The sequence below is a fragment of the Methanosarcina acetivorans C2A genome, from assembly GCF_000007345.1.
GTDB lineage: Archaea > Halobacteriota > Methanosarcinia > Methanosarcinales > Methanosarcinaceae > Methanosarcina > Methanosarcina acetivorans.
In genome coordinates this window covers 1,619,662-1,633,046 of the sequence record NC_003552.1, presented here as the reverse complement: position 1 = coordinate 1,633,046, position 13,385 = coordinate 1,619,662, and the positions used below count along the sequence as shown (strand labels likewise).

The window sequence follows — 13,385 nt, the reverse complement described above, 5'->3', positions numbered from 1 at the left end:
CTTAACCTTTTTAAATATTTTTTTCTTCGACCATTTTATTGTCTATTCCTTAGACCATTTATTGTCTACTCCTTAGACCATTTATTGTCTACTCCTTAGACCATTTATTGTCTACTCCTTAGACCATTTATTTCTGGCCGGCGTTTAATTGCCAATAGACTTAACTTTTGTTTTGCGAATCAGTTTGCACATGAGTCCTGGTCAGGCTGCTGATACATCCCATCAGATCCGGAAATGTGTTGAGTTTGAAATCAAAACACGATTTAGTTACCTCTAAGGGTCTCCAGTCTCCGTAAGAAGCATATGCTGTTTTCAGGCCCAGCCTGCGGGCAGGAGCCATGTCTCTTTTGAGGCTATCCCCCACAACCAGGCTTTCTTCAGGTTTAATTCCGAGGGCATCAAGAGCAAAGAGAAAATGAGCAGGGTCCGGTTTTTTCGTACCGGTCATGTCCGCAGACACCAGGAGCTCGAAGGAATCAAGAAGTCCGACTCTTGTAAGCCTTGAAAGGGCATGATATCTATCGGCATCGGTTATTATCGCGAGCCTGAGACCAAGTTTTTTCAGCCCCTCAAGGGTGTCCTTTACCCCGGGATAAAGTTCGAGGTTCTCCAGTTTTTCTCTATCATAGATCTCACAGCACTGCAGATACGCCTGCTCTGTGAAAAGTTTTCTTTCCTGCATGTAGTCCCTTATGTTTTCATAGTCTTCAAACCCGTAAGTTCCCCTAAGGAAATAAGCGAAAAGTTCTGCAGGTTCCTTCCTAAGGTTTCTGTCCCTCTCTCCAAGATAGGAAAGGATCTCCCTGCATGCTATGAGTTTTACGGCTACGAAATCAAAAAGAGTATTATCCATATCAAAGAGAACAGCTTTCAGAGTTTTCTGACAATCTTGCTGCACATTCTTCCGGGCACTTTCCATGGTTTCCCTGATCTCTTTTTTCCAGATCCTTTTTATCGGATCTCTATAATTTCCTGGATTCGTTTTTTCAGGTTCAATCATTTCATGATCAATCATTCTCTGTAATTCTTTTTTAATTCTCTACTGTATGCTTTCCGGATCTTTCTGATCTTTTACTTCTTCCATTCTCCTTTTCTGGACATTTCAGACTACTTTGTGGGGAGAGGCTATAAAAGCCATAAAGGACAGAGGTATAGGTTATAAAGGGCAATAGACTTAAGTAGGTAACGAACGCGAGTACCTCAAAAAATATGGGTCTTAATTGTAAAGGACAATAAAGGAAATTTGGACATGAACTCTGGAGAACAAAAGGACGAATCTTTCGCAAGAGAGGAAAAAGAAGAAAGAACCGAAACAGAAGAGGGGGCTGTTTCCGGGGATATGTATGTACCGGACGAATTGGAAAATGCAGCAGAAGAAGAAGTCAGCAACGAAATTCTTGCAGCCGAGCTCAATGAGTGTGGCCTTGACCTTCTCAAGCTTGGCAAGTTCAATGAAGCAATAATTGCCTTTGATAAGGCGATTGAGAAAGACCCGAAGAATATCTATCTTTTGAATAATAAGGCTGCAGCTCTCGAAAGCTTTGGAAGGTTCGAAGAAGCTCTCAAACTCTATCAAAAAGCTGTTGAGATTAATTCCGAAGACGCAGACCTCTGGAATAACATGGCTTTTTCCTACTCCCAGGTAGGAGAATATGAAAGAGCAGTCGAAGCCTATGGTAAAGCTCTTGAACTCAGACCGGACTATCCCAATGCATGGTATGGAAAAGCCCTGAACCTCAGCCAGGCAGGAAGCTATGAGGAGGCTGTCGAAGCCTATGAGAAGGTCCTTGAAGAAAGTCCGGATTATAAAGAGGCTTGGGCAGGAAAGGGTATTGCTCTCGGTCAGATGGGGCGCTACGATGAAGCAATTATTGCATACGATAAAGCAATCGAAATAGACCCCGGTTTTCTTGAAGCCTGGTATTACAAAGGAGTGGACCTTGATAGCCTCGGCAGTCACAGGCAGGCTCTGAAAGCTTATGAAAAAGCCGTGGAACTGGACCCTGAAAATGATGATGCCTGGAATAATATGGGGATAGACCTGGAAAACCTGGAAAAATATGAGGAAGCAATCAACGCTTTTGATAAAGCAATTGCGATCAACTCTGAAAACTCCGATGTGTGGTATAATAAAGGCTTTACCCTGAGCCAGATGCATAGGTTTGAAGAAGCCGTTGAAGCATACAGAAAAGCCACACAGCTTGACCCCGAATACCTGGAAGCCTACACAAGCCTCGGTTTTGTGCTGGCTCAACTCAAGAACTTTGAAGAAGCCCTGGAAACCTATGAAAAGGCACTTGAACTCGATCAAGGAGCTGCTGATTCCTGGTTTGGAAAAGCCGTCTGCCTGAGTTTCCTTGGACGTGAAGAAGAAGCTGAGGACGCGTATAGAAAAGCTGTAGAAATCGATCCCAGGTATGCGGAGATAGGGGGAGACATTCAGTAAATCCAAGAGGACATTCGGCAAATCCGGAAAGATTTTTCCTCCTGACTTTACATTTTCCTTCATTTTTAACCTGTAATCCGAGACTAAATTAGTGCTTACGATATGGAAATTAGCTATATTATTGTTATAAAAATTAGCAAGATTATGGTGTGTAAAAAATTAGATAGATTAGAGCATTTAATATTTTATAATATGGCTTTTTAAGATTCATTTGCTGGTTTTCTGGAATGCCTGACAAAACCGAAAAAACCGGAAATCGGAAAAGAGGAAAGACGGAAAAAAGCAGGACTCTGAAACGAAAAGAATAGCTCTATATATCGGAAACGTTTTTCAAATAGCTGACTATCTTTTTATAAATATAGAAACACTCCCCACAGGGTAGAGCGGATGAAAGAATGAAAGGATGGATTCTCTACAAGAATACGGCTGCCGAATTAAGGCCCGACCTGTACGAAATTCACCGCTTCATCGAGGTTGCGGGAGAGAAGGGAATAGAACTAAGGGTTGTAAAACCCGACCAGTTCGACCTGATCGTAACAAAGGAAGACAGGAAAAGCATTCTTCTTGACGGGGAAGTTGTCCCGCTTCCGAACTTTCTCCTGCCGAGAATGGGCGCAGGCACGACCTACTTCGCTCTTGCAGTAATCCGCCACCTAGAACGCCGCGGAGTCCGTGTATTTAACTCTTCTCAGAGCATTGACACCGTCAAGGACAAGCTCTACTCCCAGCAGATCCTGGCCGAAAGAGGAATTTCCTCTCCCAATACGATGTTTGCCAAAAACCCTGTCAACATAAACCTGGTTGAGAAATACCTGGGTTTTCCCCTCATAGTAAAAGCCCTCTCCGGCTCCATGGGCAAAGGCATCTTCCTCTCGGAAAACCACGGTAACTTCCAGGACCTCATGGAACTGATCCATGTCACCAACCCCAACGCAAACATAATCCTTCAGGAGTTCATCAAATCCAGCCTTGGAAGAGACCTCAGAGTCCTTGTTATAGGAGGCCGGGCGGTTGCCTGCATGGAAAGAATCGCTCCCGCAGGCAGCTTCAAGTCCAACTATTCCAGAGGCGGAGCAGTCCGCAAATTCGAGATGACTCCCGAGATCGAACAGCTTGCAACCGAAACCGCCCACATCTTCGGCCTCGAAATAGCAGGAGTTGACCTCCTCTTCGATGGCGACTACTTCAAAGTCTGCGAAGCTAATTCTTCCCCCGGCTTCAAGGGCATAGAAGAATGCTGCGGGATTAATGTTGCGGGGATGATTTATGATTTTGTGAGGGAAAAAGTGGAAGGAAAATGAGATATGAAGTTTTTTACTAGTGGCTTAATCTACCTAACCTGCCCGGCTTGACCTGTTCGGTTTTGTCCGCTGCATGCTCTGACCATTCAGTTTGTTTTTTCCCACCACATCTTTACCCTTGTAGACCATCCTCTCTGAACAAGGGCTCCGTTGTCTTTTTCAAGCACACCTTCAAAATAGTCCCTGAGGATGGCTTCCTGGGTATCGGAGCTTGCGTTGTAGTATGACTTAAAATCCTCGACAGCTTCATCAAGGGTTGCAAACCTGTGGACGTGCTCAAAGGGAAAAACGCTTACATTCGGGTAGATTCCCATGTCATAGAGCACGTTATAGAGAACATCGCATTTAGGAGCTGGTTGGTACTCACTCCCGTGAAGAAAAGGCCAGAGTTTCCGGGAATGCATATCCCAGGAAGTTTCCCCTGCAAACCAGTACAGGTAAACGTATTTCGAAGAAGCGTCTACCATCTTCTGAACCGAAGTCCGTATATCTTTCATGCCCAGGGAATAAGAAGCAAAAACCACATCATAAGGAGCGGAAAGGTCGGACTCGACATCAACGGACTCCCAGTCTTTGTGTACAGGGTCGATATTTTCGATTCCGTACTCTTTAATGTTGTCCTGCATAACACTTATCATGCCCTCCGAAGGCTCTACAGCGGTTACGTGGGCGACACGCTGTGAAATCGGAATTGCAAGGGTCCCGGGCCCGGCTCCTATATCGAGAACTCTGGAGTCGGGGGAAAGCTTCATGCCTTCTATTCTCTTCTCGGTTATTTCCCTTGACTTCCCATCCTGAAACATCCTCCAGAAGCGTCTGGCGTTTTCCTTGCTGTACCATATGGTCGCACAATCTACATTTCTGTTTGATTTCAGCTGTTTTTCCAGCGTCTCTTTCCAGACTTCGTTCCAGTCAATTACATCTGAGTCCATATTACAACCTCGGTTAGCTTCTATTTTCGAAGATATAGTGTTACTAAAATAAAAACAAGTATTAACATATCTACTTTGTTGTTAAATCACAACAGGAAAGAAGCAATTTACTTCTTCTTCGATGAAGCCCACTTCAAAGTCTGCGAAGCTAATTCTTCCCCCGGCTTCGAAGGCGTAGGAGAATGCTGCGGGATTAATGTTGCAGAGATGATTTATGATTTTATAAGGGAAAAAGTGGGAGGAAAATAAATGTTGATTCTTTGATCCGACATTCTGTAGATGTTCTAAAAAAAAGTGGGATACAATATTCAAAAATTATCCCAATAACATGAAGGAATTTAACGATTCCTGTACCTTTAGAAGTGGATCAATTTTTACGGCTTTACCCCCTCAACTGTCACAACCCCTTCCATCGAGGCGTGAATTGAACAGTAGTACCTGTAGGTACCCTCTCGCGTAAAAGTGAACTCGTAAGAGTCTCCGTCCCTTAGTGTGCCGGAAGAGAAATCAGGGCCTGTTACTGTGTGAGTGAACAGATCCAGGTTTGTCCACCGGACCGTATCCCCGGGAGAAATCGTAACCGAGTCGGGGTTAAAGGCAAAGTCTTCGATTTTCACTTCAACTGTTTTGTGTTCAGCTTCCGGAACTGTCAGGTTTTCAGCAGCTGTTTGATTGGAAGTGTTATTTTTCGGATTTTCAACAATTTCAATTTCCGGAACTGTCAGGTTTTCAGCAGCTGTTTGATTGGAAGTGTTATTTTCCGGATTTTCAACAATTTCAGTTTCCGGAACTGTCAGGTTTTCAGCAACTGTTTGATTGGAAATGTTATTTTCCGGATTTTCAACAATTTCAGCTTCCGGAACTGTCAGGTTTTCAGCAGCTGTTTGATTGGAAGTGTTATTTTCCGGATTTTCAACAATTTCAGTTTCCGGAACTGTCAGGTTTTCAACAGCTGTTTGATTGGAAGTGTTATTTTCCGGATTTTCAACAATTTCAGCCGGAGCCTGAGGCACTTCAGCCGGAACTATGGGATTTTCGGCAGGAGTTACAGCAGTCTCGGGTTCTTCAACGCCATTTTCTGCACAGCCTGCAGACAGGAGTATCCCGAGCAGGATTATGAAAATAATATATTCTCTTCTCATTGTCCCCCCATAAATACGGCGTACAGGTGTTTTATAATATAGTCTTTATTCCATAATAGTTGCTATCCGATTAATTAATTGTAAAATGCGGCAGAACACCTGAGAAATAGCCCTTGGCGCGAACTATGGGTAGAAGGTGGAAAAAAATTGATTCGACTTTTGATCTAACAGATTCTTTAAAGCCAATTTCTGGCAGGAATTTCTTTCAGAGCAGATTTCCAGGTTAGAAATATCGGATTGGAGATCTGATAGTCCGGAATTATCGGAAAATGTGCTTGAAAATGCACTATAATCTTTTCGATAAATAAAGAAAAAAAGTTAATCAAAAGAGAAAAAAGATATATTTTTTCCAACAAGTAAAAAACCGTTTTTTTTTTAAAGACTCTTTTCTTATATGAAGATTTTAGCTTCTTATTTTAGCTGCTTAGATCTTGAATTTAAATACACCTTCTACCTTTGTAAATTCCTCAATTATTTTCTACTATCACCGTTCCTTTCATAGAAGGATGGATTGAACAACTGTAATCATAAACCCCCGGATCTGTAAAAAGGAACTCGAAAGAGTCTCCATTTTCCAGTATACCGGACTCAAAAGTAGGTCCGCTCACAGTATGGCCAACTGAGTCCATGTTCGTCCATCTTACGGTATCCCCGGCTGACACCGTGACCGATTCCGGGTTAAAGGAAAAATCCTTAATCGACACTTCAACAATCTTTCCGTCACCCCCGGTTTCAGACGTTGCATTTGAATCCGGTACCATTGCAGGTTCTTCAACTGGAATTGAAGGCGTTTCGGTTGGAGTTGCAGGTATTTGAGTATCATTGCCCGTGTTGCTTGTGCACCCTATCGCCATAAAGACGCTAAATAAGACTGGCAAAATAATAAGCTCTTTTCTCATCGTCTCCCCCACGTAAAGATCAGATGTTTGTAAATAATAGTTTGATTTTATAATGGTTCCTACCAGATTCTGAATATAGTTCCTCTTATGATTTCACGTATGAATTAGAAATTTGAAAGACAGATATTTTGTAAGTTCAAAGCGCTCTTTTCCACACGGATTTGACCTTATCTTGATAACAGAAGACTCTAAAAATAAGGCTGTTTGAAGTGGGTTCGGTAACTTGACAAAACGAAAAAGCATAAACTTAGCTCAATTGATAAAAAGTGATATAGTTAAAACGGCATATTTACAAATAACCGTTCTACATAACCATTCAATATTGGATGGACTGAATAAAGGAATTCATAGAAACTTTTTCAAGAAACAGATTTTAGATGTTTCTTATTCTGCTTATCAGACTAAAATGCTGTAATTACACTTCATTTGTTTTCGAAAACCCTTATTCATCCATATCGAAATATTACCTTATTTTATACTGCAAACTGTTAGGATTAAAAGCAGAATTTTGAACTGCCGCGTCCACCATTTATTTGTTAGGGGTTACCTGGATTACTCCGGTTCCTCCTGTAACATTTTCAGTTTCGTTATCTGCTTCCTCTGCAGCTGTCATTTCCTCTCCAGCTAGAATTTCTACTTCTTCTCCGCCTGCTACATCACTTACATTCATTTCTTCGGTTGCAGTCATCTCTTCGGTTGCAGTCATTCCTTCGGTTTCAGTCATTCCTTCGGTTTCAGTCATCTCTTCGGTTGCAGTCATCTCCTCGGTTGCAGTCATCTCCTCGGTTGCAGCCATCTCTTCGGTTGCAGTCATCTCCTCGGTTGCAGCCATCTCTTCACCTTCAGTTATCGTTTCAGTTGGAGTTCCTGTTTCATTCGGTTGTTCGGTACCTGTACATCCTATTGCCAAGAATACGCCAAAAATAACCATTAAAACAAGCAATGCTTTTCTCATATTTTCCCCCCATTTATTGAGTGCTCTATAATTAATATTCTGGTTTTATAACTATTACTGCCAGCTTCTGAACATAGTTTCGTTATTTAGTTCATTTTTTACTCGGCAAGATGACATGAAAGTTCATTCCGAAAACAGGAACTTTAAAGGATTCTGATCATCTCTTCCTTTTAAGAGGTTTACCTGTCCTTAAATTATAATAGCGGGAATCTCAATATTACTAAAGGACTCTTTTTCGGGGGGAGGTCATGAAAATCAAATCTATTAATCCTTATACTGAAGAAGTAAACTGGGTTTACGATGTATTATCTTTTGGAGACTGCGAAGACCAGATCAAAAAGTCCAGGGCTACTTTTTCGGGTTGGAGCTCGCTTTCTGTTGAGGAAAGAACCAGGTATATTGCACGTGCAGCTGAGGTACTCAGGCAAAGCAAAAGGGTGTACGCCGAAATTATCACAAAAGAAATGGGAAAGCCAATCAGGCAGGCACTTGGAGAGATTGATAATTGCGCATGTCTCTGTGACTATTATGCGGAAAATTCGGCAGAGTTTCTGAAGGATGAAGTTGTGGAAACAGAAGCCGAAAAGAGCTATGTCACCTTTGAGCCCCTGGGAATTATTCTCGGGATCGCACCCTGGGATTTTCCTTTCTGGCAGGCTTTCAGGTTTGCAGTGCCAGCACTGACTGCTGGAAATGTGTGCCTGCTGAAGCATGCGTCCAATGTGCCTATGTCGGCTCTTGAGGTTGAAAAAGTATTTACCGAAGCCGGACTACCTGAAAATGTGTTTAAGACCCTGCTGATCGACTCTAAAACTGCCATGGAAATCGTAGATGAGGACCTTGTTGACGGGGTTTCGATCACCGGGAGCCAGGTAGCCGGATCTGAAATAGGGGAGCTTGCCGGAAGGTTGGTCAAGCCTTTTGTTCTGGAACTTGGAGGGTCCGACCCCTTCATTGTGCTTGAAGATGCGGATATAGACCGGGCTTCACAGTTTGCGATAGAATCCCGTTTCCTTAATGCCGGGCAGAGCTGTATTGCCGCCAAGAGGTTCATTGTCGTTGAAGATGTCGTCGTGGATTTCATCGAGGCCTTCGAACTGCATATTCAGGAGCTGAAAATCGGAGACCCCATGGATGAGGAAACTGACATCGGGCCTGTGGCAAAAAAAGAGTGTGTCAACATCCTTGAAAAGATCCTGAAGGATGCAAAAAGAAAAGGGGCAGAGCCTCATGTGTACGGGGAAGAACATGCGAAAGGCTTTTTCTTCAGACCGGCGCTTATCCCCGCTGCCAGTGAAGACATGAAAGCCTGCAATTTTGAGGTCTTCGGACCTATCGCACCCGTAATCATAGCAAAGGACGAGGATGAGGCAGTGGAGATTGCAAACTCTACGGAGTTCGGGTTTGGAGCTGAGATCTGGTCTGCAGACCTGGAAAGAGCCGAACGGCTGGCAAAAAGAATCAGGGCAGGTTTTGTGACCATAAACGGAATGGTCAAATCCGACCCAAGACTGCCTTTTGGAGGAGTCAAAAAATCCGGAATAGGAAGGGAACTTTCATATTACGGCCTTAAGCAATTTGTGAACATAAAAACCGTCGTTGTTAACAAATAAGAATAAGTAGGCAGAAAACCCGGTTTTCAGGTCATATAGGTTCAGCAAGCCCATATGCATTTAGCAGCAGTAATATGTGAATTCAACAAAAAGGATAGGAGTTCAGCAGCGGCGATCCAGGTTCGAAAATAGCTGGATCGTAATTGATAACAGGGTAAAGGTTGATATTAAAGATCGAATAATATTTTGGATAGATTAATAAATTGGGGTTTTTTATGAAAGCTTCGGACCTTTTTGTTACCCAGCTAAAAGAGGAAGGTGTGGAATATATTTTCGGACTCCCCGGAGAAGAAAACCTTGCTCTTCTAGAATCTCTGCGAAACTCGAATATCAAACTGATCATAACAAGGCATGAACAGGCTGCCGCATTTATGGCTGCAGCTTACGGAAGACTGACAGGAAAAGCCGGGGTCTGTTTTTCAACCCTCGGACCGGGTGCAACGAACCTTGTTACAGGCGTTGCCCAGGCACAGCTTATAGGAGCTCCTTTAATCTCCATATCCGGACAAAAAGCGCTGGTGGACAACTGGCAGGCCCGTTTCCAGCTTGTAGATGTTGTCAGGATGATGGAACCGCTCTGCAAAAAAGCTGTATCGATTTCCGATCCCGGCAGGATACCCACAGTAATCCGAAATGCCTTCAAACATGCAGAAGCCGAAAAACCTGGAGCTGTACACATCGAACTTCCTGAAGACGTGGCTGGCGAAGAAACCGACGCGGTAGTGCAGAAGCGAAGCAGGATCAAAATTCCATCTCCTGACCCTGAAGCTGTCGAAATGGCAGCGAGAATGATCCATAAAGCTAAAAATCCCCTTATCATCGTTTCTTCCGGAGCTAACCGGACGGAGGTTACTGAAGAGCTTGAATATTTTTCCAGAAAGACCGGCATCTACCTTGTGCATACACAGATGGGAAAAGGAGTTGTCCCTGATGACTGCATCTATAGCCTCTTTGCTACAGGGATTCATGCAAGAGATTACGTAAACTGCGGAATTGACGGGGCAGACCTGATAATAACCGTGGGCTACGATATAGTTGAATACCCACCATACCTCTGGAACAGGCATCTGGACAAGAAGATCATAAACATAGACTTTGCGGACTCCATACCTGACAGGTATTTTAATCCGGATGTAGAGGTAATAGGAGACATTGCTTCCTCCATCCGCCAGCTTGCCGCAAGAATTCCGGAAAAGAGGGAGTTTCCTTTTTTCGAAAACACAAGAAACTTCATTGAAGAAAAAATCAATTCTCCTTTCAGGAAAGGCTATCCACCCCTCCCTCAGGAAATTGTACAAAGCGTGAGAAAGGTGCTAGGGCGAGAAGACATTATTTCTCTTGATAACGGGATATACAAGCTCTGGTTCTCCAGACTTTACAAGGCTTATGCTCCCAATACCGTGCTGCTGGACAACGCCCTCGCTACAATGGGAGCAGGGTTCTCGGCAGGGCTTGTTGCAAAACTCCTTCACCCTGAACGCCGCGTACTCGCAGTCTGTGGAGACGGAGGCTTTATGATGAACTGCCAGGAGCTGGAAACTGCAATCCGCTATAAGATCCCTCTTGTCGTCCTCATACTCAACGATAATGCTTTCGGCTTCATAAAATGGAAGCAGAAGAAGCTGCATTTTGAAGACTTTGCCCTTGACTGCGGAAACCCTGACTTTGTCCGCTTTGCAGAAAGTTTCGGGGCAACAGGCCTGAAGGTCGAAGAAGGAGACGACCTTTCAGAAGTTCTCGAAAAAGCCTTTTTCCTGAACAAATTGGTGGCCATCGAATGTCCCATTGATTACTCCGTAAACTATGAGACTTTCTCTATAGAACTCGGAAACCTTGTGTGTAAATTCTGAGATATGGAGAAAAAAATACAAAGTAAAACAATTGAAATGCAAAAAAAGCAAAGCAAAGAACAGATAAAGGGTAGAAAAGATAACGTGTGGAACGGTCCAGCACAGTTTCTAACTCCTGAGTTTACGGCCCTTTTATGGTCATCGAGAATCTTCGAGACTGATCAGGGCTCTTCCAGCTCATCGAAATCAAGGGTTAGGATAAAGTAAACGAATAAAAGGTTTTTGAGGTGACCTTAATTAAGGTAACCTTTTCTTTCAAGCCAGTCTACCTGAGGTTTTGTATACTTCCATATGACATCGGCTTTTGAATCCTGAATTTCCCAGGGGTTTGCGATCACAACATCGCCTTCACGGACCCACATTTTCTTGTTTTTGGAACCGGGAATTCTGCCCATGCGGACAACCCCGTCCATGCACTGCAGCGTAACTCTTTTTGAGCCAAGTAAACTTGCTACTGTTGCCAAGACTTCATTTCTGTCCTTACGGGGTGTTCGGACTCTTGTTACTTCCTGATTATTTCCCGAGCTTACAGACTTATTTGACCCTGATTGTCTTTTTCTAATAATACTTCTATAATTAGCCAGATTAATTCCTCCTATGTTTATTCTATAATTTTTTTGATGGCTTATCGAGCCTGTTTCAGCCTTCTCACTTTTTACCAGTTTCATCACCAACTTCCATCCTAGCATTTATCACCGTGGAAGGTCTTGCTTTCAGCCCCTTTGCATTTTCCTCTCGGAAATGCTGTAAAAGAAAATCCCTAATAGTATTCAAACCGAATACAACCATTCTAACTGAATGTTAGGTACTTGATTCAGGGGAAGTTCGCAGAAGAATGAAGCGAAAGCAAAGGATGAAAAACAAAAAGTGAAAAATGAATCGAGTATTATGCAAACTGAGCTGCAAAAATAACACTCAACGCAGATTATCTTTAGGATTTCCTGTGTTTAGGGAAACACTCTCTGCAGATTTATTTCGTCTCCGCTGAAAGCGGAGATTCATCAGTTTAAAAATAAAATTGTATAAAGCTCTTTGGTTAAAAACAAAAACCAGTTTTTAATAGCAGATTATACATCTCTTTATTTTCAGCTCTAACAAGACATTCAAATTATATAAATGTTTCTATAAAAAGTAAAGCCACAGAAAATAAAATTTGCACATGTAAAAGAAGAAAAAATCCTCCGACTCAAACATTATACTTAAAATAACGATTGAAAACCTGTACTTAAGATGACATTTGAAAGTAAACCTGAAGAAAATAACCTGAAGAAAATAACCTGAAGAAAATAACCTGAAGAAAATAACCTGAAGAAAATAAACCTTAAAGGATTGAAAACTTAACAAGATTCGTAATGGAAAAAGAATCGATCCGTCCGCCATCTCAAGCAGGCAGGACGGAAACACTCTATAAAAGTAAGAATTCCGAAATGAGTTCGGGATTTAGTAGCGGTTCTCTCTGGGCTTCCTGTGGTTAGGAAGGCAGTCCCTGCAATAGACCGGTCTGTCGGGATCAGGTTTGAAAGGAACCTGTGTTTCAGCGCCACAGTCGGAACAGATTGCGTTGTGCATTTCCCTCGGGCCTCCGAAACCTCCCCGGTTGTTGTCTCTTCCCCGGAAGGAATTTCTGTCATTAAAAGCCATTTTCTTTTCACCTCCGCTTACAACGGATAGTCATTTGCTTAAAAATAAGATTGTATAGAGCTCTTTGATTAAAAACAGAAATTAGTTTTTAATAACAGATTATACGTCTCTTTATTTTTAATGCTCCTAGTATACAGTCAAATTATATAAATTTTACTCATAAAAATTAAAAAACAATCATAAAAATATTTTACACCTGAAGTCGCCTGCATTTAAACTAAATAGTCTGGATTCTTTACTGCAATTAAAAAATCGATATTTAAATTTATTCGACTTTTTAACCAGGCAATTTCCGGAAAATAATGAAACCTGACTTTTTAAAATACCCGATTTCTCTTTTCAGGTAGTGCCAGAAAACCCATACGTAGACCAGTTCCCAGCCTTCAGACCCGTATCTGTTGAGGTCCTCTGCAGTGCCTCTACCCAATTTAAGAATTGGAACACATTTGTATTCAAATTTTTTCATGTAATCTCTCCAGGATTCAATGCTTTTTCAACGAATTATTCTGAATTTAAGTCTGACTTTAAGCAAAATGATAGAAAAAACATAGTCGGCAGTGACACGATCTGTAAGCAAAAACTGTCAGTGAGCAGAAGGGTAATCAT

The 13,385-nt window shown here is 42.4% G+C and carries 13 protein-coding genes; 5 read left to right on the top strand and 8 right to left on the bottom strand.

Annotated features, from left to right (window positions below):
* Positions 1 to 160: 160 nt before the first annotated feature.
* Positions 161 to 1,015 (bottom strand): HAD family hydrolase, encoded by an 855-nt coding sequence (locus tag MA_RS07080; protein WP_011021381.1) that lies wholly within the window; start codon positions 1,013 to 1,015, stop codon positions 161 to 163.
* Between the two features lie 234 nt (positions 1,016 to 1,249).
* On the opposite strand from MA_RS07080, the gene MA_RS07075 reads away from it, so the two are divergent.
* Positions 1,250 to 2,446, top strand: coding sequence for a tetratricopeptide repeat protein (locus MA_RS07075; RefSeq protein WP_048065100.1), 1,197 nt, complete (start codon positions 1,250 to 1,252; stop codon positions 2,444 to 2,446).
* A gap of 395 nt (positions 2,447 to 2,841) precedes the next feature.
* The gene (locus MA_RS07070; RefSeq protein ID WP_011021379.1) at positions 2,842 to 3,747 is read left to right on the top strand and encodes an ATP-grasp domain-containing protein; all 906 of its coding nucleotides are present in this window, start codon (positions 2,842 to 2,844) and stop codon (positions 3,745 to 3,747) included.
* Between the two features lie 86 nt (positions 3,748 to 3,833).
* Here MA_RS07070 and MA_RS07065 read toward each other — a convergent pair whose 3' ends face one another.
* The gene (locus MA_RS07065) at positions 3,834 to 4,679 is read right to left on the bottom strand and encodes a class I SAM-dependent methyltransferase (protein ID WP_011021378.1); all 846 of its coding nucleotides are present in this window, start codon (positions 4,677 to 4,679) and stop codon (positions 3,834 to 3,836) included.
* 78 nt (positions 4,680 to 4,757) lie between these two features.
* Between MA_RS07065 and MA_RS26670 the strand changes: the two genes are divergently transcribed.
* Complete coding sequence (locus tag MA_RS26670) at positions 4,758 to 4,928, top strand: hypothetical protein (protein ID WP_226990786.1); 171 nt, start codon at positions 4,758 to 4,760, stop codon at positions 4,926 to 4,928.
* A gap of 125 nt (positions 4,929 to 5,053) precedes the next feature.
* Here the strand turns inward: MA_RS26670 and MA_RS28495 are convergent, their stop codons facing one another.
* The 3 genes from MA_RS28495 to MA_RS24425 form a co-directional block, all read right to left on the bottom strand.
* On the bottom strand, positions 5,054 to 5,821 hold the full coding sequence (locus MA_RS28495; protein WP_011021376.1) for a cupredoxin domain-containing protein: 768 nt from the start codon (positions 5,819 to 5,821) through the stop codon (positions 5,054 to 5,056).
* A gap of 467 nt (positions 5,822 to 6,288) precedes the next feature.
* Positions 6,289 to 6,720, bottom strand: coding sequence for a cupredoxin domain-containing protein (locus tag MA_RS07055; RefSeq protein WP_048065099.1), 432 nt, complete (start codon positions 6,718 to 6,720; stop codon positions 6,289 to 6,291).
* Between the two features lie 529 nt (positions 6,721 to 7,249).
* Positions 7,250 to 7,675, bottom strand: a complete 426-nt coding sequence (locus MA_RS24425; protein ID WP_011021374.1) for a hypothetical protein — start codon at positions 7,673 to 7,675, stop codon at positions 7,250 to 7,252.
* A gap of 248 nt (positions 7,676 to 7,923) precedes the next feature.
* On the opposite strand from MA_RS24425, the gene MA_RS07045 reads away from it, so the two are divergent.
* Together MA_RS07045 and MA_RS07040 are read left to right on the top strand one after the other, a co-directional pair.
* Positions 7,924 to 9,288 (top strand): NAD-dependent succinate-semialdehyde dehydrogenase, encoded by a 1,365-nt coding sequence (locus MA_RS07045; protein ID WP_011021373.1) that lies wholly within the window; start codon positions 7,924 to 7,926, stop codon positions 9,286 to 9,288.
* A 215-nt stretch (positions 9,289 to 9,503) separates the two neighbouring features.
* On the top strand, positions 9,504 to 11,138 hold the full coding sequence (locus MA_RS07040) for an acetolactate synthase large subunit (protein ID WP_048065098.1): 1,635 nt from the start codon (positions 9,504 to 9,506) through the stop codon (positions 11,136 to 11,138).
* Between the two features lie 233 nt (positions 11,139 to 11,371).
* On the opposite strand, the gene eif1A is transcribed toward MA_RS07040, so the two are convergent.
* The 3 genes from eif1A to MA_RS07020 all read right to left on the bottom strand — a co-directional run bounded on the left by eif1A (position 11,372) and on the right by MA_RS07020 (position 13,245).
* Entirely contained in the window at positions 11,372 to 11,704 is a 333-nt protein-coding gene (gene eif1A / locus MA_RS07030) for a translation initiation factor eIF-1A (RefSeq protein WP_011021371.1), read from the bottom strand.
* A gap of 874 nt (positions 11,705 to 12,578) precedes the next feature.
* On the bottom strand, positions 12,579 to 12,779 hold the full coding sequence (locus tag MA_RS07025) for a CxxC-x17-CxxC domain-containing protein (RefSeq protein WP_048065096.1): 201 nt from the start codon (positions 12,777 to 12,779) through the stop codon (positions 12,579 to 12,581).
* A gap of 277 nt (positions 12,780 to 13,056) precedes the next feature.
* Positions 13,057 to 13,245, bottom strand: coding sequence for a hypothetical protein (locus MA_RS07020; RefSeq protein WP_048065095.1), 189 nt, complete (start codon positions 13,243 to 13,245; stop codon positions 13,057 to 13,059).
* Between the last annotated feature and the right edge of the window lie 140 nt (positions 13,246 to 13,385).